Source organism: Bordetella petrii (genome assembly GCF_017356245.1).
GTDB lineage: Bacteria > Pseudomonadota > Gammaproteobacteria > Burkholderiales > Burkholderiaceae_B > Bordetella_A > Bordetella_A petrii_D.
This window is the reverse complement of the sequence record NZ_JAFMZZ010000001.1, coordinates 2,720,125-2,745,503: the sequence shown is the minus strand read 5'-3', so window position 1 is coordinate 2,745,503 and position 25,379 is coordinate 2,720,125. Positions and strand designations below refer to the sequence as shown.

Annotated in this window: 32 protein-coding genes; 21 read left to right on the top strand and 11 right to left on the bottom strand. The window is 68.0% G+C overall.

All coding sequences use genetic code 11. From position 1 onward, the window contains the following. Positions 1–24: 24 nt before the first annotated feature. Both J2P76_RS13215 and J2P76_RS13210 read left to right on the top strand, forming a co-directional pair. Positions 25–459, top strand: a complete 435-nt coding sequence (locus J2P76_RS13215) for an NfeD family protein (protein WP_207408160.1) — start codon at positions 25–27, stop codon at positions 457–459. 39 nt (positions 460–498) lie between these two features. Next, positions 499–1,425, top strand: a complete 927-nt coding sequence (locus J2P76_RS13210) for an SPFH domain-containing protein (protein WP_207409205.1) — start codon at positions 499–501, stop codon at positions 1,423–1,425. A gap of 118 nt (positions 1,426–1,543) precedes the next feature. On the opposite strand, the gene smpB is transcribed toward J2P76_RS13210, so the two are convergent. Further along, positions 1,544–2,014, bottom strand: a complete 471-nt coding sequence (gene smpB / locus J2P76_RS13205) for an SsrA-binding protein SmpB (RefSeq protein WP_207408159.1) — start codon at positions 2,012–2,014, stop codon at positions 1,544–1,546. An 80-nt stretch (positions 2,015–2,094) separates the two neighbouring features. Between smpB and J2P76_RS13200 the strand changes: the two genes are divergently transcribed. From J2P76_RS13200 to J2P76_RS13170, 7 genes are all read left to right on the top strand, one after another. After that, positions 2,095–2,529: a type II toxin-antitoxin system RatA family toxin gene (locus J2P76_RS13200; RefSeq protein ID WP_207408158.1), complete on the top strand. Its 435-nt coding sequence runs from the start codon at positions 2,095–2,097 to the stop codon at positions 2,527–2,529. After that, positions 2,519–2,857, top strand: a complete 339-nt coding sequence (locus J2P76_RS13195) for an RnfH family protein (protein WP_207408157.1) — start codon at positions 2,519–2,521, stop codon at positions 2,855–2,857. Before J2P76_RS13200 ends, J2P76_RS13195 begins: the two co-directional genes overlap by 11 nt. A gap of 182 nt (positions 2,858–3,039) precedes the next feature. Beyond that, on the top strand, positions 3,040–4,194 hold the full coding sequence (locus J2P76_RS13190; RefSeq protein WP_207408156.1) for an acyl-CoA dehydrogenase family protein: 1,155 nt from the start codon (positions 3,040–3,042) through the stop codon (positions 4,192–4,194). Beyond that, positions 4,191–5,366 (top strand): enoyl-CoA hydratase/isomerase family protein, encoded by a 1,176-nt coding sequence (locus tag J2P76_RS13185; RefSeq protein ID WP_207408155.1) that lies wholly within the window; start codon positions 4,191–4,193, stop codon positions 5,364–5,366. The genes J2P76_RS13190 and J2P76_RS13185 overlap by 4 nt, the downstream gene beginning before the upstream one ends. 49 nt (positions 5,367–5,415) lie before the next feature. Then, positions 5,416–6,306, top strand: a complete 891-nt coding sequence (gene mmsB, locus J2P76_RS13180; RefSeq protein ID WP_207408154.1) for a 3-hydroxyisobutyrate dehydrogenase — start codon at positions 5,416–5,418, stop codon at positions 6,304–6,306. After that, a complete protein-coding gene (locus J2P76_RS13175) occupies positions 6,303–6,749 on the top strand; it encodes a PaaI family thioesterase (RefSeq protein WP_207408153.1) in 447 nt (148 codons plus the stop codon). Before mmsB ends, J2P76_RS13175 begins: the two co-directional genes overlap by 4 nt. Positions 6,750–6,775: 26 nt before the next feature. After that, positions 6,776–7,465 carry a VIT1/CCC1 transporter family protein gene (locus J2P76_RS13170; RefSeq protein WP_207408152.1) on the top strand — a complete coding sequence of 230 codons (690 nt, stop codon included), beginning with the start codon at positions 6,776–6,778 and terminating at the stop codon, positions 7,463–7,465. Between the two features lie 15 nt (positions 7,466–7,480). On the opposite strand, the gene J2P76_RS13165 is transcribed toward J2P76_RS13170, so the two are convergent. Continuing rightward, positions 7,481–8,485 (bottom strand): YgfZ/GcvT domain-containing protein, encoded by a 1,005-nt coding sequence (locus J2P76_RS13165; protein ID WP_207408151.1) that lies wholly within the window; start codon positions 8,483–8,485, stop codon positions 7,481–7,483. Positions 8,486–8,637: 152 nt separating this feature from the next. Between J2P76_RS13165 and mltG the strand changes: the two genes are divergently transcribed. From mltG to J2P76_RS13140, 5 genes are all read left to right on the top strand, one after another. Next, on the top strand, positions 8,638–9,648 hold the full coding sequence (gene mltG, locus J2P76_RS13160) for an endolytic transglycosylase MltG (protein WP_207408150.1): 1,011 nt from the start codon (positions 8,638–8,640) through the stop codon (positions 9,646–9,648). After that, a complete protein-coding gene (tmk, locus tag J2P76_RS13155) occupies positions 9,645–10,268 on the top strand; it encodes a dTMP kinase (RefSeq protein WP_207408149.1) in 624 nt (207 codons plus the stop codon). The genes mltG and tmk overlap by 4 nt, the downstream gene beginning before the upstream one ends. Beyond that, on the top strand, positions 10,265–11,362 hold the full coding sequence (gene holB, locus J2P76_RS13150; RefSeq protein WP_207408148.1) for a DNA polymerase III subunit delta': 1,098 nt from the start codon (positions 10,265–10,267) through the stop codon (positions 11,360–11,362). The genes tmk and holB overlap by 4 nt, the downstream gene beginning before the upstream one ends. A gap of 19 nt (positions 11,363–11,381) precedes the next feature. Then, positions 11,382–12,152, top strand: coding sequence for a TatD family hydrolase (locus tag J2P76_RS13145; RefSeq protein WP_207408147.1), 771 nt, complete (start codon positions 11,382–11,384; stop codon positions 12,150–12,152). A 71-nt stretch (positions 12,153–12,223) separates the two neighbouring features. Continuing rightward, positions 12,224–13,078, top strand: a complete 855-nt coding sequence (locus J2P76_RS13140; protein ID WP_431603398.1) for an ankyrin repeat domain-containing protein — start codon at positions 12,224–12,226, stop codon at positions 13,076–13,078. 10 nt (positions 13,079–13,088) lie between these two features. Here J2P76_RS13140 and J2P76_RS13135 read toward each other — a convergent pair whose 3' ends face one another. Beyond that, positions 13,089–13,673, bottom strand: coding sequence for a hypothetical protein (locus J2P76_RS13135; RefSeq protein WP_207408146.1), 585 nt, complete (start codon positions 13,671–13,673; stop codon positions 13,089–13,091). A 5-nt stretch (positions 13,674–13,678) separates the two neighbouring features. Further along, entirely contained in the window at positions 13,679–14,413 is a 735-nt protein-coding gene (locus J2P76_RS13130) for a hypothetical protein (protein WP_207408145.1), read from the bottom strand. A gap of 268 nt (positions 14,414–14,681) precedes the next feature. On the opposite strand from J2P76_RS13130, the gene J2P76_RS13125 reads away from it, so the two are divergent. From J2P76_RS13125 to J2P76_RS13100, 6 genes are all read left to right on the top strand, one after another. Continuing rightward, positions 14,682–15,419, top strand: coding sequence for an IclR family transcriptional regulator (locus J2P76_RS13125; RefSeq protein ID WP_207408144.1), 738 nt, complete (start codon positions 14,682–14,684; stop codon positions 15,417–15,419). A 55-nt stretch (positions 15,420–15,474) separates the two neighbouring features. Then, positions 15,475–16,218 (top strand): glutamine ABC transporter substrate-binding protein, encoded by a 744-nt coding sequence (locus J2P76_RS13120; protein ID WP_207408143.1) that lies wholly within the window; start codon positions 15,475–15,477, stop codon positions 16,216–16,218. Beyond that, positions 16,215–16,883 (top strand): amino acid ABC transporter permease, encoded by a 669-nt coding sequence (locus J2P76_RS13115; protein ID WP_207408142.1) that lies wholly within the window; start codon positions 16,215–16,217, stop codon positions 16,881–16,883. The genes J2P76_RS13120 and J2P76_RS13115 overlap by 4 nt, the downstream gene beginning before the upstream one ends. After that, on the top strand, positions 16,880–17,656 hold the full coding sequence (locus J2P76_RS13110) for an amino acid ABC transporter ATP-binding protein (RefSeq protein ID WP_278253115.1): 777 nt from the start codon (positions 16,880–16,882) through the stop codon (positions 17,654–17,656). Before J2P76_RS13115 ends, J2P76_RS13110 begins: the two co-directional genes overlap by 4 nt. Further along, positions 17,653–18,597 (top strand): formimidoylglutamase, encoded by a 945-nt coding sequence (gene hutG / locus J2P76_RS13105; protein ID WP_207408141.1) that lies wholly within the window; start codon positions 17,653–17,655, stop codon positions 18,595–18,597. The genes J2P76_RS13110 and hutG overlap by 4 nt, the downstream gene beginning before the upstream one ends. Before the next feature lie 128 nt (positions 18,598–18,725). Next, positions 18,726–20,015, top strand: coding sequence for a Glu/Leu/Phe/Val family dehydrogenase (locus J2P76_RS13100; protein WP_207408140.1), 1,290 nt, complete (start codon positions 18,726–18,728; stop codon positions 20,013–20,015). Positions 20,016–20,113: 98 nt separating this feature from the next. Here the strand turns inward: J2P76_RS13100 and J2P76_RS13095 are convergent, their stop codons facing one another. The 6 genes from J2P76_RS13095 to J2P76_RS13070 form a co-directional block, all read right to left on the bottom strand. After that, complete coding sequence (locus J2P76_RS13095) at positions 20,114–20,941, bottom strand: RsiV family protein (RefSeq protein WP_207409202.1); 828 nt, start codon at positions 20,939–20,941, stop codon at positions 20,114–20,116. Further along, on the bottom strand, positions 20,941–21,720 hold the full coding sequence (locus J2P76_RS13090) for a lipoate--protein ligase family protein (protein ID WP_207408139.1): 780 nt from the start codon (positions 21,718–21,720) through the stop codon (positions 20,941–20,943). Before J2P76_RS13090 ends, J2P76_RS13095 begins: the two co-directional genes overlap by 1 nt. Continuing rightward, a complete protein-coding gene (locus J2P76_RS13085) occupies positions 21,717–21,992 on the bottom strand; it encodes a biotin--protein ligase (protein WP_207408138.1) in 276 nt (91 codons plus the stop codon). Before J2P76_RS13085 ends, J2P76_RS13090 begins: the two co-directional genes overlap by 4 nt. 17 nt (positions 21,993–22,009) lie before the next feature. Further along, positions 22,010–22,480 (bottom strand): GNAT family N-acetyltransferase, encoded by a 471-nt coding sequence (locus J2P76_RS13080; protein WP_207408137.1) that lies wholly within the window; start codon positions 22,478–22,480, stop codon positions 22,010–22,012. A gap of 7 nt (positions 22,481–22,487) precedes the next feature. Beyond that, positions 22,488–23,186 carry a glutathione binding-like protein gene (locus J2P76_RS13075; protein WP_207408136.1) on the bottom strand — a complete coding sequence of 233 codons (699 nt, stop codon included), beginning with the start codon at positions 23,184–23,186 and terminating at the stop codon, positions 22,488–22,490. A 129-nt stretch (positions 23,187–23,315) separates the two neighbouring features. Next, a complete protein-coding gene (locus J2P76_RS13070) occupies positions 23,316–24,245 on the bottom strand; it encodes a DMT family transporter (protein ID WP_207408135.1) in 930 nt (309 codons plus the stop codon). A gap of 126 nt (positions 24,246–24,371) precedes the next feature. Between J2P76_RS13070 and J2P76_RS13065 the strand changes: the two genes are divergently transcribed. Further along, a complete protein-coding gene (locus J2P76_RS13065; RefSeq protein WP_207408134.1) occupies positions 24,372–24,851 on the top strand; it encodes an Lrp/AsnC family transcriptional regulator in 480 nt (159 codons plus the stop codon). Positions 24,852–24,858: 7 nt separating this feature from the next. Here J2P76_RS13065 and J2P76_RS13060 read toward each other — a convergent pair whose 3' ends face one another. Further along, a complete protein-coding gene (locus tag J2P76_RS13060; protein ID WP_207408133.1) occupies positions 24,859–25,353 on the bottom strand; it encodes a glutathione peroxidase in 495 nt (164 codons plus the stop codon). Positions 25,354–25,379: the final 26 nt, after the last annotated feature.

Here is a 25,379-nt window from a genome sequence, read left to right as displayed (position 1 = left end):
TCGGCTTGAACAAGGCATAAAACGATGTGGATCTGGTTCGGGTTGGCGGCGGCCGCACTGATCGGCGAAGTTGCCAGCGGCACGTTCTATCTGCTGCTGGTGGCGCTGGGCCTGGCCGCCGGGGGCATTGCCGCGTGGCTGGCGGCCGGCCTCGAATGGCAGCTCGTGGCTTGCGCGGCCGTGGCGCTGGCCGGGCTGCTGGTGCTGCGCCGCACGGGCGTCCTTAAAAAGCGCGAAGTCGACGCCGGCCGCAACGCCGACGTCAACATGGACATCGGCCAGACGGTCGAGGTCGAAGCCTGGTCCGATGCCGGCGTGGCGCGGGTCTGGTACCGCGGCGCGCACTGGCAGGCCGAACTGGCCGCGGGGCAGCCGCGCCGGCCGGGCCTGCACGTCATCGCCGAAGTACGGGGCACACGCCTGGTGCTGGCGCCCAGGCCCACCGCCGGTCATGCCTGAGCCGGCTTACCTCATCATCCACGCAGGAATCCCTTCATGATGCTCGATACTTCCACCATCGTCCTGATCGTACTGGTCGTCCTGGCGCTGCTGATCATCGTCAAGGCCATCGCCATCGTGCCGCAGCAGCATGCCTGGGTGGTCGAGCGGCTGGGCAAGTTCGACCGCGTGCTGTCGCCGGGCGCGGGCTTCGTCATTCCGTTCATCGAGCGGGTGTCGTACAAGCACTCGCTGAAAGAAATCCCGCTGGATGTGCCCAGCCAGGTCTGCATCACGCGCGACAATACCCAGCTGCAGGTCGACGGGGTGTTGTACTTCCAGGTCACCGATGCCATGCGGGCGTCGTACGGGTCGTCGAACTACATCTCGGCCATCACCCAGCTGTCGCAGACCACCCTGCGTTCCGTCATCGGCAAACTCGAGCTCGACCGCACCTTCGAAGAGCGCGAGTTCATCAACAGCACCATCGTCAGCTCGCTGGACGAAGCCGCGCTGAACTGGGGGGTGAAGGTGCTGCGCTACGAAATCAAAGACCTGACGCCGCCCAACGAGATCCTGCGGGCCATGCAGGCGCAGATCACGGCCGAACGCGAAAAGCGCGCCCTGATCGCCGCGTCCGAAGGGCGCCGCCAGGAACAGATCAACATCGCCACCGGCGAGCGCGAGGCCGCCATCGCCCGCTCCGAAGGCGAGAAACAGGCCCAGATCAACCAGGCCCAGGGCGAGGCCGCGGCCGTGCTGGCCATCGCCGAAGCCACGGCCAAGGCCATTACGCAAGTGGGCGAGGCCGTGCGCCAGCCCGGCGGCATGGAGGCCGTGAACCTGAAGGTGGCCGAACGCTACGTCGACGCGTTCAGCAACGTGGCCAAAGAAGGCAACACGCTGATCCTGCCGTCGAACCTGTCGGATGTGGGCGGCCTGATCGCCTCGGCCATGGCCATCGTGAAAACCGGCAAGGCCGCCTGAGACGAAGCCCGTGGCGCCTCAGGGCGCCAGGTGTCAGGCTCCGGCGCCTGACACCGTGCTGTTGAGACAGTTGCCGCACACTCCGGTGCCTGGCGCCCTGCGGGAGCCAGGCACCTGCTCACTCTTTATCTTTACGCGAGTTGCGCGTGTCGTGCTTCATCATGCGCTCTTTTTCGCGCTGCCAGTCTTTTTCGCGCGCGGTGTCGCGCTTGTCGTACAGCTTCTTGCCGCGCCCCAGGGCAAAATCGAGCTTGATACGCCCGTTTTTGTAGTGCAAATTCAGGGGTACCAGCGTATAGCCGCGCTGCTCGACCTTGCCGATGAGCTTGCTGATTTCCTCGGCCTTGAGCAGCAGCTTGCGGGTGCGCATGGCGTCGGGGTGGATGTGCGTGGATGCCGTGGGCAGCGGGCTGACATGCATGCCCAGCAGAAACAGCTCGCCGTCGCGCACGATGACGTAGCTTTCTTTCAGCTGCACGCGGTTGTCGCGGATCGCCTTGACCTCCCAGCCTTGCAGGACCAGGCCGGCTTCAAAGCGGTCTTCGATGAAATAGTCGTGCGTGGCCTTGCGATTATCGATAATGCTCATGAGGCAGGTATGCGGCGGAAAATCCGTAGGTAGCGGCGCTACCGGTAAAATCCGATCATTCTAGCGATTTGCGATAGCCGATGCACAAAGTACAGCGATCCGTCCTGGTTCCCTACAGCGCCGCGCAGATGTTCGACCTGGTGGCCGACGTGGAAAAGTATCCCGAATTCATGCCCTGGTGCGGCGGCACCGAAGTGCAGTCGCGCAGCGAAAACGGCATGCAGGCGTCGATTCTGATCAGTTTCGCCGGCATGAAGCAGCGCTTTACCACCCGCAATACCCACGACTACCCCGAGCGCATCGACCTCGAACTGGTGGACGGGCCATTCTCGATGCTGGTGGGCCACTGGCAGTTCCAGGCCCTGGCCGACGACGCCTGCAAGGTGCTGTTCACCCTGGAATACGCGTTTTCCAACCGGGCGCTCGAAATGGTGGTGGGGCCGGTGTTCAACCGCATTGCCACCAGTTTCATCGATTCGTTCACCAAGCGCGCGCAGGCCGTCTATGGCGAATGACGGCCCGCTGCGCGTCTGCGTATGCCACGCCGAATCCGCGGCGGCGGTGTGGCAGCGCACGCTGGACTTGCCCGCGCACGCCACGGTGGGCGACGCCGTGCGGGCCAGCGGCTTCGCGGCGCGGTTTCCGGGCAAAGATGCCTGGCAACTGGGAGTAGGGGTGTTCGGCAGGCTGTGCCAGGCCGATACCCCGCTGGCCGACGGCGACCGCGTTGAAATCTACCGGCCGCTGGCGTTCGACCCCAAGGTGTCGCGCCGGCGCCGCGCCGAGCACCGGCGGGCCAAGGCCGCCCGCCAGGGTCGCGAGCGGCCGCCCGGGCTGCTGTAAAGGCGCGCGGCCCGCTCGCGCATTGTCTTCGGCAAGACAAAATCCGGCCCGGAATCCGGCGTAAGATGGCGGCGATAGGTTTACGTTTACGTTAACGTCATGCAAAATCGGCGCTAGGCAGGCGCGGCGGCTCACAAGGCGGCCGCGGCGCCACCAAGATCGCCCCAACAGGAGACAAAGCCGTGGATCTGGAACTCACCGACGAGCAGCGCGCCTTCGCCCAGGCGGCGCGCGATTTCGCCCAGGGCGAATTGGCGCCCCACGCGGCGCACTGGGACGCCGAGGGCATCTTCCCGCGTGAAGCCTTCGCGCGCGCGGGCGAGCTCGGTTTCTGTGCCATCTACGCGGCGGAAGACATCGGCGGCCTGGGCCTGCCCAGGCTGGACGCCACCCTGGTGTTCGAGGAAATGGCCGCCGTCGACCCCTCCACCACCGCTTTTCTCACCATACACAACATGGCCACCTGGATGGTGGGCCAATGGGGCCAGCCGGCCCTGCGCGAGGCCTGGGGCCCGCTGCTGGCCAGCGGCCAGAAACTCGCCTCTTACTGCCTGACCGAACCGGGCGCCGGGTCCGACGCGGGCTCGCTGTCCACGCGGGCCCAGCGCGACGGCGACGATTACGTCCTGAACGGCGCCAAGGCGTTCATTTCCGGCGGCGGCGACACCGACCTGCTGGTGGTCATGGCGCGCACCGGCGGCGAAGGCCCGGGCGGCGTCAGCGCCTTCGCGGTACCGGCCGACAGCGCCGGCATCAGCTACGGCCGCAAAGAAGAAAAAATGGGCTGGAACAGCCAGTCCACCCGTCCCATCACTTTCGAGAACGTGCGCGTGCCCGCGGCCAACATGCTGGGCAGCGAGGGCGAAGGCTTCAAGATCGCCATGAAAGGGCTGGACGGCGGCCGCATCAATATCGGCACCTGCTCGGTGGGCGCCGGCCAGGGCGCGCTGGACGCGGCGCGGCGCTACATGGACGAGCGGCGCCAGTTCGGCCGCCGCCTGGCCGAATTCCAGGCATTGCAGTTCAAGCTGGCCGACATGGCCACCCACCTGGTGGCGGCGCGCCAGATGGTGCGGCTGGCCGCCTGCAAGCTCGATGCGGGCCTGCCCGACGCCGGCACCTATTGCGCCATGGCCAAGCGCTTTGCCACCGACATGGGATTCCAGGTCTGCCTTGACGCCCAGCAGATCCATGGCGGCTATGGGTACTTGCGCGACTATCCGCTGGAGCGCCTGGTGCGCGATACTCGTGTCCACCAGATACTCGAGGGCACCAACGAAATCATGCGCGTGATCGTGGCCCGCCAATTGCTCGAAAAAGGAGCCGACATCCGATGAACTCCCCGGTGCTGTTCGAAGAAAAAACCGCTGCCAACGGCATGCGGCTGGGTTTCGCCACGCTGAATGCGCCGCAAACGCTCAACGGGCTGTCGCTCGACATGGTCGACCTGCTGGCCGCGCAACTCGACGCCTGGGCGCACGATGCCGGGCTGGCCATGGTGGTGCTGCAGGGCGCCGGCGGCAAGGCCTTCAGCGCCGGCGGCGACCTGCACGGCCTGTACCGCAGCATGCAGCAGCACCAGGGGCAGGGCGCCTGGGCCAACCAGCACGCGCGCGATTTCTTCGAACGCGAATACCGGCTCGACTACCGCATCCACACTTATCCCAAGCCCCTGCTGTGCTGGGGCAGCGGCATCGTCATGGGCGGCGGCGTGGGCCTGATGATGGGCGCCAGCCACCGCGTGGTCAGCGAAACCACGCGCATCGCCATGCCTGAAATCTCGATCGGCCTGTTTCCCGACGTGGGCGGCAGCTGGCTGCTGAACCGCATGCCGGGGCGCACCGGGCTGTTCCTGGCCCTGACCGGCGCACAGCTCAACGCCTCCGACGCCTTCTACGCCGGCGTTGCCGATTTCCGCCTCGAATCCGCCGACTGGCCGCGCTTTGCCGAAACCCTGCTCGACACGCCCTGGGCGGGCCAGGCCGGCGGCCCGGGCGACGGTTCGCCGCCGCCGCGCGCCATCAACGACGGGCTGCTGCGCCGCGCGCTGCTGGCCCACGAGCCCGCCACGCCGCTGCAGCCCGGGCCGCTGCGCCAGCACGCTTTCCAGATCAACAGCCTGTGCAGCGGCAACGACCTGCCCGACATCTACCAGTCCATCGCCGCCCTGAAAGACCACGCCGACCCCTGGCTGGCGCGCGCCGCCGGCACCATGCTGGCGGGCTCGCCCGGCTCGGCGCGGCTGGCGTTCGCCCTGCAGCAGCACACGCGGCTGCGCTCGCTGGCGGACGTCTTCCGCATCGAATACGTGGCGGCGCTGGCCTGCACGGTGCAGGGCGATTTCGCCGAAGGCATACGCGCGCTGCTCATCGACAAGGACAAGCAGCCCAAATGGAATCCGGCCACCCTGGAGCAGGCCTCCGACACCTGGGTGCGGCGCTATTTCGAAGCCCCCTGGCCAGCCGGCCAGGCGCATCCGCTGGCCGACCTGGGGCCCGCCGAAACCTGAGCCCCGCCGGCGCCCCGACACCGCACCCCCATCCAAAGGAGACACCGACATGAGCAGCATCGCATTCATCGGCCTGGGCAACATGGGCGCGCCCATGGCGCACAACCTGATCAAGGCCGGCCATCAACTCACCGTGTTCGACCTGGTGCCCGCCGCGGTCAAGGGCCTGACCGACGCCGGCGCGCGCGCGGCCGGCTCGGCCGCCGAAGCGGTGCGCGGCGCCGAGATCGTGGTGTCCATGCTGCCCGCCAGCAAGCACGTCGAAGCGCTGTACCTGGCCGACGACCTGTTGTCCAGCATCGATGCCAGCGCCCTGATCATCGAATGCAGCACCATCGCCCCCGATTCGGCGCGCAAGGTGGCCGCCGCCGCGCAGGCGCGCGGCCTGGCCATGATCGACGCGCCGGTCTCGGGCGGCACGGGCGGGGCCGCCGCGGGCACGCTGACCTTCATCGTGGGCGGCGAGGCCGCCGCGCTGCAGCGGGCCATGCCGGTACTGCAGAACATGGGCAAGAACATCTTCCACGCCGGCGCCGCCGGCGCCGGCCAGGTGGCCAAGATCTGCAACAACATGCTGCTGGGCATCCTGATGGCCGGCACCTCCGAAGCGCTGGCGCTGGGCGTGGCCAACGGCCTCGATCCCAAAGTGCTGTCGGACATCGTCGCCAAAAGCTCGGGCCGCAACTGGGCGACCGAGCTCTACAACCCCTGGCCGGGCGTGATGGACCACGCCCCTGCCTCGAAGGGCTACGCGGGCGGCTTCGGCGTCGACCTGATGCTCAAAGACCTGGGCCTGGCCGCCGAATCGGCGCTGTCGTCGCGCTCTTCCATTCCGCTGGGCGAACTGGCCCGCAACCTGTATTCGCTGCACAGCACGGGCGGCAGCGGCAAGCTCGATTTCTCCAGCATCGTCAACCTGTACACCCGCAAGCCGGCATGAACGCCGCCCTCGATCCGCACGCGGCGCAGGCCGCGCTGCAGCGGGTTCACGACAGCTTCGCCCGGCAGACGGTCATGGCCGCCTTCGGCGCGAAACTGTCGCGGGTCGAGCCCGGGCAGGTCGACATCGAACTGCCGTTCCGGGCCGATCTCTGCCAGCAGAACGGCTACCTGCACGCGGGCATTTCCACCTCCATCGCCGACAGCGCCGGCGGCTACGCCGCGTTTTCGTTGTTCGAGGCGGGCGAAGACGTACTGACTTCCGAATTCAAGATGAACTTCCTGGCGCCGGCCGACGGCGAACGGTTCGTGGCCACCGGGCGCGTGGTCAAGCCGGGCCGCCGCCTTACGGTGTGCCAGGTCGAAGTCCAGGCCTACCGCGGCAGTCAGCCGGCCCTGTGCCTGGTCGGCCTGATGACCGCCGTGCGCGTGGCGCCGCGCTAGTTTTCCCGTTTTACTCACCACGAAACATGCCCGCCCGAGAACACCATCGCATTTTCCGAGCCGGCTGGCTGCGCGCCGCCGTGCTGGGCGCCAACGACGGCATCGTTTCCACCGCCAGCCTGATCGCCGGCGTGGCGGCGGCCAGCGCCGGGCACGAAGCCGTGCTGACGTCCGGGCTGGCGGGGCTGGTGGCGGGTTCGCTGTCGATGGCGGCCGGCGAATATGTTTCCGTGCGTTCCCAGGCCGACACCGAGGCAGCCGACCTGCGGCTCGAACAACGCTCGCTGACCGGCAATTCCGCCCAGGAACTGCAAGAGCTTGCCGATATCTACGTGGGCCGCGGCGTGGCGCCCGAGCTGGCGCGGGAAGTGGCCGTGCAACTGACCCGCCACGACGCGCTGGACGCGCATGCCCGCGACGAACTGGGCATCTCGATGCAGAACCGGGCGCGGCCGGCGCAGGCGGCGCTGGCGTCGGCCATATCGTTCGCCACCGGCGCGGCCCTGCCGCTGCTGACCGCGGCGCTTACCCCCGTGGGCAATGTCGTGGCAGTGGTCACGGCCTCGTCCATGCTGTGGCTGGCTGTGCTGGGCGCGGTGGCGGCGCGAACGGGCGGTGCGCCGGTGGGGCCGGCGGCCCTGCGCGTAACCGTGCTGGGCGGCCTGGCCATGCTGCTGACGGCCGGGGTGGGCGCGCTGTTCGGCGTGGCGGTGTAGCGCCGCGCCCGCGGGTCAGGCGCCCTCGGCCAGGGCGTAGGGCAGCGGCGCAACCGCGATGTGCGGGCCGTCGGGCGCGCCCACGCGCAGCTCGCCGGCTGCCAGGGCGGCCAGCGCAATCTCGAACAGCACCCCGTCGCGCGAGGCCTCGATGACCCGGCCACAGGGCTCCTGCGGCTGGGTGGCGTCGTAGATGTCGGTGCCGGGCGCGGGCGGCTCGGCCTGGCCGTCCAGGCGGCCATACGCCGCGCGGCGCTTTACCGTGCCGCGGTAGTGGCTGCGCGCCACCACTTCCTGGCCCGGGTAGCAGCCCTTGGTGAAGCTGACGCCGCCGAGCAGGTCCAGATTGAGGGTTTGCGGAATGAACAGGTCTTGCGTGGCCGCGCCCACCCAGGGCAGGCCGGCGGCCAGATCGGCGCTGCGCCATTGGTCGGCCGTGCCCCGGGCCAATTGCGCCGCCAGAGGAGCCGCCTGTGCCAGCTGGGCGTCGGCGGCGACCCACCACCAGCGCAATGCCTCGCCGGCCGAAGGCGCGGCGACCCAGGTGCCGCTGGCCAGTTCGGCGCGCTGCCAGGGCGCCGTCGGCAGGGCACCGCCCGCGGCACCCTGCAGCGCGGCCAGGCCATCCGGCGGGCACCAGACGCCCGCCACCTGCAGCGGCGCCTGCGCCAGCCTGGCCTTGGCGCGCAGTACGAACATGGACAGGCGCTTGACCAGCGCGTCGGCCAGGTCGCGCCGCGCCAGGGCATACACCTGCGCGGCTTCGGCCTGTGCCTCAGGGGTGGCCGTGGGCTGCGCCCGCCACAGCACCAGCGTGGCCAGCAGGCGGCCCTTGGCCGTGCAGTAGCCGCCCAACCGGGCGCCATCGGCGGGCAGGCCGGTGACATCTTGTGTCAGCTGGCCGTGCAGGAACGACAATGCGTCTGCGCCGGAGGCCGCAACCACGGCGTAGTCGGGCAGGGCGGCGCAGCGCGCCGAACCATCGGTCCGGGCGGGAATCGAATCAAAGAATGCATGCATGGCGAAAACGGCAAATAAGGCAGGGCGCCGGCACGGCGCACGGAACAAGGCCATGATACCCGCCGCCGGGCGGCGCCGGCGCCAATTCCTTGCCCGCAGCAGGGGCGCCGGGCCGGCCCGATCCGCCATCATCCATTAAACTGCGCACTCTTATGAAAAAGCTTTGCTTCTATTTCCTGCTGGCCTGCCTGGCGGTGGCGCTGCTGGCGGCCGTGGCCGCGGGCGGCGCCTGGGCCTGGGTGAACCGTTCCCTGGAACTGCCCGCCGAAAAGGTCGAATTCATCGTGGCGCCCGGCAGCACGCCGCGCGCGGTGGCGCGCGCCATGAACGACGCCGGCATCCCCATCTGGGAAGACGGCTTTGCCTGGCTGGCCCGGCTGTCCGAGCGCGACAAGCTGATCAAGGCGGGCGGCTACGAGGCGCGCGCCGGCGATTCCCCTTGGCAGCTGCTCGGCCGCCTGGCGCGCGGCGACATGGTGCAGCGGCAGATCACCTTCCTGGAAGGCTGGACCTACGCCCAGTTCCGCCAGGCCCTGCGCGCCAATCCCGACGTCAAGCAGACCCTGGGCGACATCAGCGACGCGGCCCTGATGGCCCGGCTGGGCTCGTCGATCAAGGAACCCGAGGGCATGTTCTTCCCGGACACCTATGTGTTCACGCCGGGCACGTCCGACTTCGACCTGCTGCGCCACGCCTATCAGCAGCAGCAGCAGGTGCTGGCCGAGGCCTGGGCCGAACGCCAGCCCGACCTGCCGCTACACAGCCCCTATGAGGCCCTGATCCTGGCGTCGATCATCGAAAAGGAAACCGGCCACGGCCCCGAGCGCACGCGCGTGGCCGGCGTGTTCATCAACCGGCTGCGCCAGGGCATGATGCTGCAGACCGATCCCACCGTGATCTACGGCATGGGAGAACGCTACCAGGGGCGCATCCGGCGCGCCGACCTGCAGGCCGACACGCCCTGGAACACCTACACCCGGGCCGGGCTGCCGCCCACTCCCATTGCGGCGGCGGGGCGCGCCTCGCTGCTGGCCGCCGTCCAGCCCGAGCGCCACAAATATCTGTACTTTGTTTCGCGCGGCAATGGCACCAGCGAGTTTTCGGCTAATCTGTCCGAACACAACCGCAACGTGGCGCGCTACATTCTGGGCCGTAATCGATGACTGCACGCGGACGTTTCATTACCCTCGAAGGTGTCGACGGCGCCGGCAAAAGCACCCATGCCGCCTGGCTGGCCGACACGCTGCGGGCCATGGGGCACACCGTGGTCGCCACGCGCGAGCCGGGCGGCACGCCGCTGGGCGAGACGCTGCGCGGGCTGGTGCTGTCCGAATCCATGACCCTCGACACCGAGACCCTGCTGATGTTCGCGGCGCGCTGCGAGCACCTGGCGCAGGTCATCGAGCCCGCGCTGGCGCGCGGCGACTGGGTGGTGTGCGACCGCTACACCGATGCCACCTATGCCTACCAGGGCGGCGGCCGGCAATTGGGCGCCGACCGCGTCGCGACGCTGGAACAATGGATGCGGCCGGCGCTGCAGCCCGACCGCACCTGGCTGTTCGACGTGCCGCTGGAACTGGCCCGCGCGCGCCTGGCCGATGCGCGCCAGCCCGACCGTTTCGAACGCGAAGGGGCGGCGTTTTTCGAGCGCACGCGCGCGGCTTACCACGCGCGCGCGGCCGCCCATCCCGAACGCATACGCATCGTCGATTCCAGCCGGCCCGTGGCCCAGGTGCGGGCGCAATTGCAGGCCGAGCTGCAGGCCCTGGCGGAGGCGCCATGAGCCCGTCGGGCCGCCCCAAGGGCGAAAACACGGCGCAGAAGGGCAGCGCGGCGGGGTTTCTGCCATGGCAGCAAGACCTGGCCCGCACCTGGCTGGCCGGGCGCGAACGCTTTGCCCACGCCTGGCTGGTGCACGGCGTGGCCGGCATCGGCAAGCTCGAGTTCGCAGCGGCCGCGGCCGCCAGCCTGCTGTGCGAATCGCCCCGCGGCCACCTGGCCTGCGGGCAATGCCCGGCCTGTGCCTGGGTGGCCAGCGGCAATCACCCCGACCTGCGCCGCATCCGCCCCGAAGCCATCGCGCTTCAAGAAGGCGCCGAGGCCGCCGAAGGGGCGGAAGAATCCGAACCCGCCAGCGGCGCCGCGGCCAAGCGGGCGCCCTCGAAAGAAATCCGCATCGACCAGATCCGCGCGCTGGAGTCCTGGTTCAATACGGCCACCCACCGCGGCGGCTGGCGTGTCGCACTGCTGTATCCGGCGCAGGCACTGAACATCATTTCGGCCAATGCCCTGCTCAAGGTGCTGGAAGAGCCGCCGCCGCACACGGTTTTTTTGCTGGTGGCCGACGCTCCCGACCGCCTGCTGCCCACGCTGGTGTCGCGCTGCCGGCGGCTGCCGCTGCCGGCGCCCGGCGCGGCGGAATCATTGCAGTGGCTGCAAGAGCAGGGCGTGGGCTCGGCCGCCGATTGGCTGGCAGCCGCCGGCGGAGCGCCGCTGGCTGCGCTGCGCCTGGCGCAAGGCGGCGAGCAGGCCTGCCCCGAATGGCTGTCGCAGCTGGTCGGGCCGCTGGCCAAGGGGCAGGCGCCGGATATCGGCGCGTTGTCCGAGGGGCTGGAAAAGCTGGCCCCGCCTGAATGGATCGACGCCTTGCAGCGCCTGTATGCCGACCTGATGCTGGCGGGCGTGGGCGTGCCGGTGCGCTATTTTCCGTCGCTGGCCAAGCCGGTGGGGCAGGCGGCGGCGCGCGCCAACGCGGTGCGCCTGGCCGAAGGAGCGCGCTGGCTGACCCAGCAGCGGCGCCTGGCCTCCCATCCGTTGAATGCCAAGCTGTTCGCCCACGCGACCCTGCAGCGCGTGGTGCTATCCTGCCAGGGATAAAGTGTCCGAGTAGTCTTCCATGTACGTCGATTCACACTGCCACCTGAATTTTCCCGAGCTGGCGCAAGAACTGCCCGATATCCTGCAGCGCATGGCTGCCAACCAGGTTACGCACGCGCTGGTGGTAAGCGTCGACATGCCGGACTGGCCCGGCCTGATCGAGCTGGTCGAGCCGCATCGCAACCTGTGGGCCTCGGTGGGCGTGCACCCCGACTACGAAGCCACTTCCGACCCCACCGAGGCCGAACTGCTGCAGTTGTCGCGCCACCCCAAGGTGGTGGCCATCGGCGAAACCGGCCTGGACTACTACCGCCTGAGCGAGCCCCTGGACTGGCAGCGTGAGCGGTTCCGCCGCCATATCAGGGTGGCGCGGCAGGCCGGCCTGCCGCTCATCATCCATACCCGCGAGTCGGTGGCCGACACGCTGCGCATCCTGCGCGAAGAGAACGCCGCCGAAGTGGGGGGCGTGATGCACTGTTTTACCGAGTCCTGGGACATGGCGCAGGCCGCCATGGACCTGAACTTCCATATTTCGCTGTCGGGCATTGTCACGTTCAAGAATGCCGGCATCGTGCATGAAGTCGCCAGCAATATGCCGCTGGAACGCCTGCTGATCGAAACCGATTCGCCCTATCTGGCGCCTGTGCCTTTCCGGGGCAAGCGCAACGATCCGTCGAAAGTCGTTCATGTGGCCGAGAAGATCGCACAGCTGAAAGGCATGGATGTCGCCCAGATCGCGCAGGCTTCAACTGAGAATTTCTTTAAATTATTCAATAAGATAGAACGATAAATTGATGTTATTTATTTAAAATAAGATATCTAGAGTTGAATAGTTAAAGTTTTACTTTAAGAGTAAATGCCATGAGACGCTCCCGATTCACGCCCGCCCCGGTCCGCCGGGTTGTTGCGGCCTGCACGCTGGCCGCGGCGGCGGCTTGCGCCATGCCGCCGGCCCAGGCGGCGGCGTCGCAGGGCAACTGGTGGGTTTACGTCCACAATGACAATGCGCCCGAGATCCACGAACTGCTGGCGGGCGGGGCCGATCCCAATGTGCGCTACAAGAACGGCCAGCCGGCGCTGATGCGCGCCGTTGTGGACGGCGCCTGGCAGGTTTTCGACGTGCTGGCGGCCGATCCGCGCACCGACCTCGAAGCCGTCAATCCGGCCAACGAAACGGCGTTGATGTACCTGGCGGTGGCCGGGCAGACCGAGCGCGCCCGCACCCTGATCGCGCGCGGCGCGCAAGTCAACCGGCTGGGCTGGACGCCGCTGCATTACGCGGCGTCCAAGGGCCACGTCGATACCGCCAGGCTGCTGCTGGCGCACAAGGCCATGGTGAACGCGCCGTCGCCCGAGGGCACGACGCCCCTGATGATGGCGGCCCTGTCGGGCAGCCGCGAAATGGTGCAGGTGCTGCTGGATGCCGGCGCCGATGTCACGACGCGCAATCTCAAGGGCCAGAACGCCGCCGACTGGGCCTACCAGGGTAAAGCCGGCAAGCTGGCCGCCGAACTGACGACGCTGATCGCCACCGCAGAGCAGCGGCGCGATGCGCAGCGCGGCGGCCAGGCGCCGGCAGCGCCCGCGGCGGCGGCCCCCGCGCCCGCCGCTGCCCAGCCGGAAGCCAAGCCTGCGGCGCCGCGCGCACAAACGCCGGCCGAATCCGATGCGCCGAGCCTGTCCGGCGTGTCCGGCGTCAAGTTGAACAAGTACTGATGCGCAAGAATCAGGGCAGTACCGACCGCAGGTAGCGGGTGCGGTCGAAGTCCTGGAACAGCATGATGTTGATGTCGCGCTGCGGGCCGGCCGGCGTGGCGGCCAGCAGGTCGGCGGCCAGGCGCGGGCCCTGCGGGTCGCGCGCCAGCAGCATGGCCATGACATAGTTCGGATCGTGCCCGGGCGCCGCCTGTCCGGCGGCGAAGCGCCTGCCCGCCTCGGCATAGCAATCCAGCGGCAGGGGCGCGGGCTGCACCCGTTCGCGCAGCATGCATTGCATCATCTTGCGCTCGGCCTGCAGGCCGGCGTCGGGCAGTTCCGCATAATCCGCCAGCGCCTGCGTGTAGTGGCGCCGGGCCGTGTGGATGTCGGCGCGCAGCAGCAACAACGCGGCATCGCCGGGCGCCTGCTGCAGCGCCTGGTCGGCCAGCGCCAGGGCGTGCCGCAATTGGCCGGGATCGCCTTGCGCGGCCTGGTATGCGGCCAGGGCCTGCCGGCCGGCGTCGCCCGCCGCAGCGGGCGGGGCGGCCGCGGCCCATCCGGGCAGCAGCGCCGCGGCGCCCAGGATCGCGCTTGCCAGCAGACGGGCCGCCATCGCGCTCAGCTCAGCGCCAGCGGAAATTCGCGCTCGGTCGTGGCGGGCATGGGCACGGCCCGGCCCGACGCGGTTTCAAAAACATAGCCCGCGCTGATCAGCAGCGCGATCGACTGCCCGTGCCGGACTTCAGGCAGTTCCCATTGCGCCGCGCCGATCGGGGCGTATTCATCGGTGGGCCAATAGCCGGGCTCGTCCTGCGTCAGGGGATGGGCCTCGCCGGGCTGGCCGTCGACCGATACGCGGGCCGACGCAAAGAAGCGCACCGAGCCGGCCTGCATGGCCGAGGTGAAACCCATGGCCGAGACGCTGATGTCGCGGCCGGTGACGGTGTAGTGCCCACGCAGGAAATACGAGCCGTTGACCCCGGTGCCGCGCGCCGGCAGATAGGCCAGTTGCCGCAGCGTGTACGGGAATTGCCCCTCGACGTACTGGGCCGCTTCGCCGGTGCGCGCGGCCAGCACCTTGCCCGCCGCGATCAGGCCCGCCATGTGGCGCGCCGCGCCCGCGCTGGTCTGCGAGCCGGCCAGCGTATAGCCCGGCTCGATGGCGTTGCACAGGCGCATGACGGCCAGGCGGTTGCCGTCGTCGTTCATGAACAGACGCAGCATGGATTCGGCGCCGGCCCGGTCGGCGCGCCGGCTGTTGCCGCGGCCGCCGCCCGCCTGCCAGGGTGTGAGCGTCAGCACGTCGGTCGAGTGCCGCAGCACCACCGAGGGGAATTGAAGACCAGTAGACATGAATCGCCTCGCGCAAGACTGGGGTGCGATGGGTATTCGCATAAAGAAGCGAATTCATTCTATCTACCCGAATATTGCAATGCCGCCTCGGGAGGCAACACGATGTAAACCCTGCGGGCAGCGCCGCCAGGCCTGCCGCCGGCCGGTGCGCGGCGCTGTTTTCTCCGGATTTTCCCGCATCATTCTCATTTTTCGGGAATAACAGCTATAAAAATTGAGAAAACCCGCTAATCTGCGGCCGTTCAAGCCGTCAACCGGAGCGCCGACCATGCAGGACCACGCCATCGCCGGAGGAGCCGACCGCGTGCTGTACGTGCTGGCCTCGCTGGCCCGCCACGACGGGCCGCTGTCGATCCAGGCCCTGGCCGAGAAAACCGGCCTGGCGCAAAGCACCTTGTACCGCCAGGTGGCGCTGCTCAAGCGCTGGGGGTTCGTGGCGGAGCAGGGCGGAGAATACGGCCCCGGGCCGCTGTGCGTGCAGCTGGCGTGGGGTTTCGACCAGTCGTCGTTCCTGGTGCGGGAATCGCAGCCCGACATGGAACGCCTGGCAGCCGACTCCGGCGAGACCGTGGGCCTGCTGCTGGCCGTGAAAGACCAGGCGGTTTGCCTGGACATGATCGAAAGCCAGCACCCGCTGCGCTGCTCATTCGTCAAGGGCCGCGGGCTGCCGCTGGTGCGCGGCGCGTCGGCGCGTTCGCTGATGGCCTTCATGCCCGCCGCCCGCCTGCAGGCCCTGCTCGACGACTTGCGGGCCGCCGGCGTCAACGTGTCGGAGCTGGCCGCCAGCCTGGAACCGATCCGCGCCGCCGGCTATGCCGTGACCGACAGCGAAGTGGATACCGGCGTCTGGGGCGTCAGCGTGCCGGTATTCCAGCGTCCGCACCTGGCCGTGGCCTCGATCACGCTGATGGCGCCATCCACCCGCGCCGCCTTGCGCGCGCCCGCATTGATCGACATGACGATTGCCGCCGCCCGGCGGATCTCGGGCCGGCTGCAGAGCAGCTGAAGCCCTGGGCTGACGTTCCCGTAGTTTCACATTCTTACTATCCAAAGGAAGCTCGATGAAGACTCGCCGCCAACTGTTGACCGCCGCCCTTGTCCTGGGCCTGGCCTGGGGCGCCGCCCCGGCTCATGCGCAGGAGACCCTGCGCGTGGTGACCGACGCCACTTTCCCGCCCATGGAGTTCGTCAAGGACGGCCAGCGCACGGGCTTCGACATTGAACTGGTCGAGGCGCTGGGCAAGGCCATGGGCAAGAAGATCGAATGGATAGACATCGACTTCAAGGGCCTGATCCCGGCCCTGCAGGCCGGCCGCGCCGACATGGCCGTATCGGCCATCTACATTACCGACGCGCGCAAGCAGGTGGTGGACTTCACCGATCCGTACTACGCCGGCGGCCTGGTGGTGCTGACCCGCAAGGACGGGCCGATCAAGAGCCTGAAAGACCTGGGCGGCCGCAAGGTGTCGGTGCAGGTGGGCACCAAGTCGGTCAATTACCTGAAGGAGCACTATCCCAAGGTGCAGCGCGTGGAAGTTGAAAAGAATCAGGAAATGTTCAACCTGGTGCAGGTGGGGCGCGCCGACGCCGCGGTGACCGGCAAGCCGGCCGCCAAGCTGTTCGCGCAGAATTCGCCCGGGCTTGTCGTGCTGGATGAACAGATCACCACCGAGCAATACGGTATTGCCGTGCCCAAGAGCAAGCCTGAACTGACCGCCGCGCTGAATGCGGCGCTGAAGCAGTTGAAGGCCGACGGCACCTACGACAAGGTGGTCGGCAAGTGGTTCGAGGCGGCGCCCCGATGAACCTGGACTTTTCGCCCGTCTTCGCCGATTTCGATGCGCTGCTGCGCGGCGCCGCGGTTACCGTCGAGGTCACCGCGTGCGCCTTGCTGCTGGGCTGCGCAATCGGCCTGCTGGTCGGCGTGGGCCGGCTCAACCCGCAGCGGCGCGGCCTGTACGGCCTGTGCAGCCTGTACCTGCTGTGCTTTCGCGGCACGCCGCTGCTGGTGCAGCTGTTCATCTGGTTCTTCGGCCTGCCGCAGTTCGGCATCATGCTGCCGGCCTTTGCCTGCGGCGTGCTGGGCCTGGGCATGTACTCGGGGGCCTATGTTTCCGAGATCGTGCGCGGCGCGATCCAGTCGGTCGACCGTGGCCAGACCGAGGCGGCGCGCTCGCTGGGCATGTCCGGCGGGCAGGCCATGCGCATCATCATCCTGCCGCAGGCGGTGGTGCGCATGATCCCGCCGCTGGGCAACGAATTCATCGCGCTGATCAAGAATTCGGCCCTGGTGTCGCTGCTGACCATCCATGACCTGATGCACGAAGGCCAGAAGATCATCAGCGTCTCGTACCGCTCGCTGGAGACTTATCTGGTGATCGCGTTGATCTACCTGGTGTTGACCACGGCCACGACGACCGTCCTGCGCCGGGTCGAACACCGCTTGCGTGCCGGAGGCATGGTGCAATGAGCCAACAAGAAATGATCCGCATCCGCGGGCTGCGCAAATCGTTCGGCGCCGCGGAGGTGCTGCGCGGCATCGATTTCGATGTGCAGCGTTCGCAGGTGGTCGTGGTGATCGGCCCCAGCGGCTCGGGCAAGAGCACGCTGCTGCGCTGCTGCAACGGCCTGGAGGTGGCGCAGGGCGGCACCATCGATATCTGCGGGCAATCGGTGCTGGACCACGGCACGCCCATGACGCAGGCCGGGCTGAACCGCCTGCGCATGCGCGTGGGCATGGTGTTCCAGTCGTTCAACCTGTTTCCGCACCTGTCGGTGCTGGACAATGTCACGGTCGGCCCGCGTACGCTGCGCGGCATGGCCCGGCCGGCGGCCGAGGCGCAGGCCGCGCAGCTGCTGGCCAAGGTCGGGCTGCGCGACAAAATGCAGGCCATGCCCGCCAGTTTGTCCGGCGGGCAGAAGCAGCGGGTGGCGATCGCGCGCGCGCTGGCCATGGAACCCGAGGTGATGCTGTTCGACGAGCCGACCTCGGCGCTCGATCCGGAACTGGTGGGCGAAGTGCTGCAAGTGATGAAATTGCTGGCCAAAGAAGGCATGACCATGATGGTGGTGACCCACGAAATGGGCTTCGCCCGCGAAGTCGCCGATGTGGTGGCGGTAATGGACGGCGGCGCCATCGTCGAGTCCGGCCCGCCCGAGGTCATCTTCAGCCAGCCCCGCGAAGCGCGCACCCGCGCCTTCCTGCAGGCCGTGCTCAATGCCTCGCAGCAGGGGGCAGCATGAACGCGCAACTGGATACCACTCTGTGGCGGGCCCGCGACGACAGCGCCGAGCGCGGCGACACCCGGCGGCTGGCGCACGTGGCGAGCGCCAGCGGGCAGGGCATTGCGGCCGGCGATCCGGTGCTGATCGGTTTCGCCTGCGACGCCGGCGTCGCGCGCAACCAGGGGCGCGTCGGCGCCGCCGGGGCGCCGGCGGCAATTCGCCGCATGCTGGCCGGCCTGCCCGCCCATGGCTACCAGCGGCTGGTCGACGCGGGCGACATCGCCTGCGATGACGGCCGGCTCGAAGCCGCCCAGGACCGCCTGGCCGATTGCGTGGCCCGGACCCTGGCCGCGGAGGCGCGGCCGCTGGTGCTGGGCGGGGGCCACGAAGTCGCATGGGGCAGTTTCCAGGGACTGCGCCGCTGGCTGGACGGGCAGGGCGACCGCCAGCCCGTGCTGGTGCTCAATCTGGACGCGCATTTCGACCTGCGCACCGGCCGGCCGGCCAGTTCGGGCACGCCCTTCGACCAGATCGCCGAGCACTGCGCCGCCGGCGGCCATGCCTGGCAGTACGCCTGCTACGGCGTATCGCGGCTGGGCAATACGGCCGCCTTGTACGCGCGCGCCGCGGAGATCGGCGCGGTATGGGTCGAAGACCGCGACCTGCAGGAACGCCACCTGAACGCACGCCTGGCCGAGATCGACGGCCTGCTGGCCGCGGCCGGACACGTGTACCTGACCATCGATATCGACGTACTGCCGGCGGCGGTGGCGCCGGGCGTGTCGGCGCCGGCCGCCTACGGCGTGCCGTTGACGGTGGTGGAAGAAATCGCGTTGCGGGTCAAGCGCAGCGGCAAGCTGCGGGTGGCCGATCTGGCGGAGTGCAATCCGGCATTCGATCTGGATAACCGGACGGCCCGCGTGGCCGCCAGGCTGGCCTGGCAGTTGATGGCGCCGTAAGATGGATCTGGCGCCCGTCCGGGGCGTCCGGCATTAGTTCGTCCCTATTTAATATTCTTTCAATTTAATAGGGACGATATGTGTTTGCTGGCTACAATGACGTCAGTCCTAGCCTGGAGATTCTTCTCATGTCCGATAGCCCCACCCACGCCCTGCCGTCGTACCTGGATGCCGAACACCTTGGCCCCTGGGGGATTTACCTGCAGCAAGTCGACCGGGTCACGCCGTACCTGGGCCCGCTGGCGCGCTGGGTGGAAACGCTGAAACGGCCCAAGCGGGCCCTGATCGTGGATGTGCCCATCGAGCTCGACAACGGCAGCGTCGCCCACTTCGAAGGCTATCGCGTGCAGCACAATACGTCGCGCGGGCCGGGCAAGGGCGGCGTGCGCTTCCACCAGGACGTCACGCTGTCCGAGGTGATGGCCCTGGCGGCCTGGATGTCGGTGAAGAACGCCGCGGTCAACCTGCCGTACGGCGGCGCCAAGGGCGGCATCCGGGTCGATCCGCGCCAGCTGTCGCAGTCCGAACTCGAACGCATGACGCGCCGCTACACCTCGGAAATCGGCGTCATCATCGGGCCCTCGAAAGACATCCCGGCTCCCGACGTGAACACCAACGCGCAGACCATGGCGTGGATGATGGACACGTATTCCATGAACGAAGGCTCTACCGCCACCGGCGTGGTCACCGGCAAGCCCATCGCGCTGGGCGGCAGCCTGGGCCGCGTCGAGGCCACCGGCCGCGGCGTGTTCGTCACCGCCTGCGAAGCGGCGCGCGACTGCAATATCGATGTCAGCCAGGCGCGCGTCATCGTGCAGGGCTTCGGCAATGTGGGCGGCACCGCGGCGCGCCTGTTCCATGAAACCGGCGCCAAGGTCATCGCGGTGCAGGACCACACCGGCACCCTGTACAACCCCGCCGGCCTGGATGTGCACAAACTGCTGTCCCACGTGTCGCAAAAAGGCGGAGTGGCGGGTTTCAACGGCGGCGAAGCGCTTGACGACGCCCAGTTCTGGGAGCTGGAAACCGATTTCCTGATCCCGGCCGCCCTGGAAGGCCAGATCAACAAGTCCAACGCCCACAAAGTGCGCGCCAAGATCGTGGTGGAAGGCGCCAACGGCCCCACCACGCCCGAGGCGGACGACGTGCTGCGCGAAAACGGCGTGTACGTGGTGCCCGACGTGCTGGCCAACGCCGGCGGCGTCACGGTCAGCTACTTTGAATGGGTGCAGGATTTCTCCAGCTTCTTCTGGAGCGAAGACGAAATCAACCACCGCCTCGAACGCCTGATGCGCGAAGCCTATGCGGCGGTGTCGCAAATGGCCAAGGAACACAAGGTAACGCTGCGCACCGCGGCCTTCATCGTGGCTTGCACGCGCATTCTGCAGGCGCGCCAGGTGCGCGGCCTGTACCCCTGAGGACGGGCTCATCCCCCTCAAGGGGCGACGCTGGCGGACCGGCAAAGCCGGCTCTGCGGCGTCCCCGATCCCGGCGCGCCCTGATCTGGACGAACCCGTTATGCGGGCGGCAGGAATTCCGGGCGCAGGATGCCGCGCAGGTCGGCGTAGGGGATGGTCAGTTCGGGCTCGCCGTGCGAGTACGGCGCGATGGAATATGCGTCGTACTTGACCACCATGCCCTCGGACGTCAACGCGAAATTGTCGCTTTCCTGGAATGGCCACATGCGGTCGTAGGCCTGCGGGTCGCGCTGGGCGTCGGGGTTGTTCGCCAGCCAGGCGGCATGGGCGCGGCGCAGGGCTTCGACGAACGCGGGATGCGCGCCGGGCTGCAGCGCCTCGTCCAGGGCCAGCACGCGGGACTGGTCGCGCTGCCAGTTCAGGTACTGGGTGGCGGGAATGCCATGGGCGGCGCCGGTCAGGTACTGGCCGGTGTGCAGTTCCACCGCCACGATATTGCCGACCACGGCTTTGACGCTGGCCTTGAAGATCGTGCTGTCGCGCGACTGCGCGGTTTGCCAGAAGTACTGGGTGTACTCGGATATCGTGCGGTAGGGGCGGGGGCGGTTGGGGTCGACGCCGGTCATGTAGGCCAGCACGTGGTCGACCAGTTCGGTCAGCTTGGGAATGTCGGGAAAGGCCACGCTATCGATCTCGATGCGCGGGCATTGCCCTTCGCAGCCGGGCTTGGCGCCTTGCCACTGCAGTTTTTCCACTTGCAGTCCGCCGACCTGGGCGTCGGTCGCGGTGGGCTGCGGCGTAGAGGGCGGCAGGCTGATGGTGTCGGAAGGCGAACTGGCGCAGCCGGCCAGCGCCGCCAGCGCAGCGCCCGCCAGGCAGGCGCGGGCGCGCCGCGGAACATCGGAAAAACAAAAGAAAAATCGCATCACGGTACCAAGGCTGTCCATTCGGGGCTGGAGAACTTGTCCTGCGCCTGCCGCCGCGCCTGTTCCAGCGTGGCCTCGGCCAGTTGCACGGGCGTCAGCGGAGCCAGGCTGCGGAAAGTCTGCAGCATGCGTTCGATAATGGTGTCGCGCGCCAGGCCGGTCTGGCTGCGCAGGGGATCGACCCGCTTCTTGGCGCTGGTCGTGCCCTTGTCGGACAGTTTTTCGCGGCCGATGCGCAAAACCTGCACCATTTTATCGGCGTCGATGTCATACGACATGGTGACATGGTGCAGCACCGCGCCGGCCCGGCGGGCCTGCGCGGCGCCGCCTATCTTGCCGCTTTCCGAGGCAATGTCGTTCAGCGGCTGGTACCAGGCCTTGATGCCCAGATCGTGCAGCGCGCGGATCACCCAGCCGTCCAGGAATTCGTACGACTGCTGGAAGCTCAGGCCTTGCACCAGGGCCTGCGGCACGCTGAGCGAGTAAGTGATGGTGTTGCCCGGCTCGACGAACATGGCGCCGCCGCCGCTGACCCGCCGCACCACCGTCACGCCGTGGCGCCGCGCGCCGTCGGGGTCGACCTCGTTTTTCAGCGACTGGAAGCGCCCGATGATGACGGCCGGTTCGGACCATTCCCAGATGCGCAGGGTGGGCGGGCGCAGGCCCGCGCCCACTTCGTCGGTAATGACGGCATCCAGCGCCATGTGCAGCGCGGGCGGCTGCGGGCCTTCATGGATGAGCTGCCAGGGGTAGTCGTTCCAGTGGGTGCGGGTGCTCATGCCAGGGCTCTTCGGATGGTGACCGCCACCGCCTGCGGCGAAAAACCGAACAGTTCGGCCTCGCGCGGCAGGCCGGCCTGCACGGCCTGGGCCAGGCGGGCTTCGTCGGCGTCGGCGGGCAGGCCGCACAGGGCCTGGTTGATATCGTCCAGCGCCTCGGGCGGCTCCAGGAAAAAATCGCCGCTCAGGCGCACGCGGGCCAGCCTGCCGCCTTCGACTTCGAGATCGACGACAACCAGCTTGCCGCCGGGGACTTTGTATTCACCATGCATAGGGGTCGGACTCCGGATCAGGCGGCCAGTTCCAGCTTCATGCCTTCGTGGGTGGCCGCGAATCCCAGGGACTCGTAAAAGCGCCGGGCATCCGCGCGCGATTTGTCGGTGGTCAGCTGGACCAGGCCGCAGCCCCGCTCGCGGCACTGGCCGATGGCCCATTCGAACATGGCGCGGCCCGTGCCGGCGCCGCGTTCGCCCGCGGCCACGCGCACACTTTCGATCTGGCCGCGCCACAGGCCGCGGCGCGACAGGCCGGGAATGAAGCTCAGCTGCAGGCAGCCGACTACCGCGCCATCGCGTTCGGCCAGGGCCAGCAGTTGGTTCGGGTCGCGGTCGATGGCGTCGAACGCCTGGACGTAGCATGCGCTGGCCGGCATGGAAGGGTCTTCGCGGCCGCTGCCCAGCACATCGTCGGCCAGCAGGGCCACGATGGCGTCGAGGTCGGATGCGCGGGCCCGCCGGAACTGCAGGGAAGTATCGGGCATGGCGGGTTCAGCGTACGTTCTGGGCCGTCTGGCCGAACAGGATGCGGCGCGATTCATCCGTGTGCACCGACGGCGCGCTGTTGATCTGCTGGGCCTTTTCGTAGGCCCGCTGGGTGGCGGGGCGGGCCTGGATGGCCTGGAACCAGCGCTGCAGATGCGGAAAGTCGTTCAGGTCCTGGCCTTGCCGCTCGTGCGGCACGATCCACGGGTAGGCCGCCATGTCGGCGATGGAGTATTCGCCTGCCACGTATTCGCGGTCGGCCAGGCGCTTGTTCAGGACGCCGTACAAGCGGTTGGTTTCATTGACGTAGCGGTCGATGGCGTAGGGAATGCGTTCCTGGGCATAGGCCGAGAAATGATGGTTCTGGCCGGCCATGGGGCCCAGGCCGCCCATTTGCCAGAACAGCCACTGCAGGGTGTCGGCCCGGCCGCGCAGGTCGGGCGCGATGAACTGGCCGGTTTTCTCCGCCAGGTACAACAGGATGGCGCCCGACTCGAACAGCGGCACCGGCGCGCCGCCGTCTTTGGGGGCCTGGTCGATGATGGCGGGAATGCGGTTGTTCGGCGCGATGGCCAGGAAATCGGGCTGGAACTGCTCGCCTTTGCTGATGTTGATGGGAATGATCCGGTACGGCAGGCCGGTTTCCTCGAGAAACATCGTGATCTTGTGGCCGTTGGGCGTAGTCCAGTAATAGAGATCGATCATGGCGCGGATCCTTGGGCTGGGGCCGCCCGAGGCGGGCGGCGCATGCAGCATCCATGATAGCGGCTTGCCGCCATGCGGCCCCGCAAGCCCCGCCGGCCGTGGGGGCCTTTGCGGGCGCCGCCCCGGGCATCAGGCCGAATTGGCCTTGGCGCCGCAGGCGCCGCGGCCGGCATGGCCATGCCGGCCGGGCAGGCGCCAGTTCAGGCTGACGCCGGCGGCGGCCAGCAATATCAGGCTGACCCCGGCCAGTTGCGACCATGCCAGGCGCTGCCCGTACACCACGTAATCCAGCATGATGGCCACCGCCGGGTAGATGAACGCCAGCGCCGCCACCGAGGTGGTGGGCAGTTTCTGGATGGCCGAATACAGCAGGATGTAGGTCAGGCTGGTGTGCACCAGGCCGATGGCCGCCAGGATGCCCCACTGGGCCGGCGTGGCGGGCAGGGCGCCGAAATCCACCATGGGCAACAGCAGCAGCGCCCCCAGGCTGACCTGCACCAGCGCCAGCACATGCGGCGCAATATGCTTGAGCCGCTTGACGATGATGGACGTTACCGCATACAGCGCGCCGGCGCCCAGGGCCAGCGCCAGGCCGTGCAGGTAGCCGCCGGCCTGCGCCAGTTCGGCGGGTTCGATGCGCAGCACCAGCAGCAGCCCGCCGAAGGCCGTCACCGACCAGCCCAGCTTGCCCAGCGTGGGGCGCTCGCCCAGGAAAATGGCGCCCAGCGCAATCAGGAAGAACGGCTGGAAGTTGTACACCGCCGTGGCCAGCGAAATGGACGCCAGCCGGTACGACGAGAACAGCAGCACCCAGTTCAGCACAATGGCCACGCCGGCCGCCAGCGTCCAGCCCAGCGTAGCGCGCGTGAAGATGCCCGGCCGCAGCAGGCCGCGCGCCAGGCAGTACGCCAGCAGCCCCAGCGCGCCGAACACACAGCGCAGAAACACTACATTCCAGGCGCTTTGCCCGGATTCCAGCACGAACACGCCCACCGTGCCCGAGATCGCCATGGCGGCGGCCATTTGCGCCAGCCCGCCCTGTTCGTTGCCTGTCTTCATCGCGCTACCCCTGAAATGCGCATCGATGGGTCGATGCCGATGAAGAAATTATCCCAGGCAGTATTGCTGCATAATATGTTCGAACAATGGTATTTGTGGAAATTTACCTTTCTTTGGGTGGTCTTTATGGCAAACAACCTAATTATCGAAAACGACGTGCTCGACGGTATCGATCGGCGCCTGGTGCAGCTGCTGACCGCCAATGCGCGCATGACGACCGCCGACCTCGCTCGCCAGGTCGGCATGTCGGCGCCCAGCGTCGCCGACCGCCTGCGCCGGCTGGAAGAATCGGGTGTGGTGCGCGGCTATACGCTGGACGTGGACCCGGTGGCGCTGGGATACACGCTGACCGCCATCGTGCGCATCCGGCCGCTGCCCGGGCAGTTGCGCAAGGTCGAAAAACTGATTGCCGGCATCGGCGAATTCGTCGAATGCGACAAAGTGACCGGCGATGATTGCTTTATTGCGCGGCTGCTGCTGAAGTCCATCTCGCAGCTCGATGGCGTGCTGGACCGCATTACCGAATATGCGGAAACCAACACGGCCATCGTCAAGTCCAGCCCGGTGCGGCGCCGCCTGCCGCCGCTGCAGGCCACACGGGCGTAGAGATCCGTTATCCGGCCTCTGTTTCGCAGGCCCGCAAGATATCGTCCTTCAGGGCCGAAGGCTTGTCCGTGGGCGCGTAGCGCTTGACGACCTGGCCGTCGCGCCCCACCAGGAACTTGGTGAAATTCCACTTGATGGCCTCGGTGCCCAGCACGCCGGGCTTTTCGCCTTTCAGCCAGCGGTACAGCGGATGGGCGTCGGGGCCGTTGACCTCGACCTTGGCGAACATCGGAAACGTGACGCCGTATTCAGTGGTGCAGAACGCGCGAATGGCTGCCTCATCGCCGGGTTCCTGGTGGCCGAACTGGTTGCAGGGAAATCCCAGCACCGTCAGGCCGGCCGCATGGTAGTCGCGGTACAGCGCTTCCAGCCCCGCATACTGCGGGGTGAATCCGCATTGCGAGGCCACGTTCACCACCAGCAGAACCTGGCCGCGGAATGCGTCCAGCGCCTGCTCGTCGCCGTTCATGTCCAGGGCGGAAAAATCGTAGATCGTGCTCATGGCGAAACCCTCATGTTGCGGGCTGC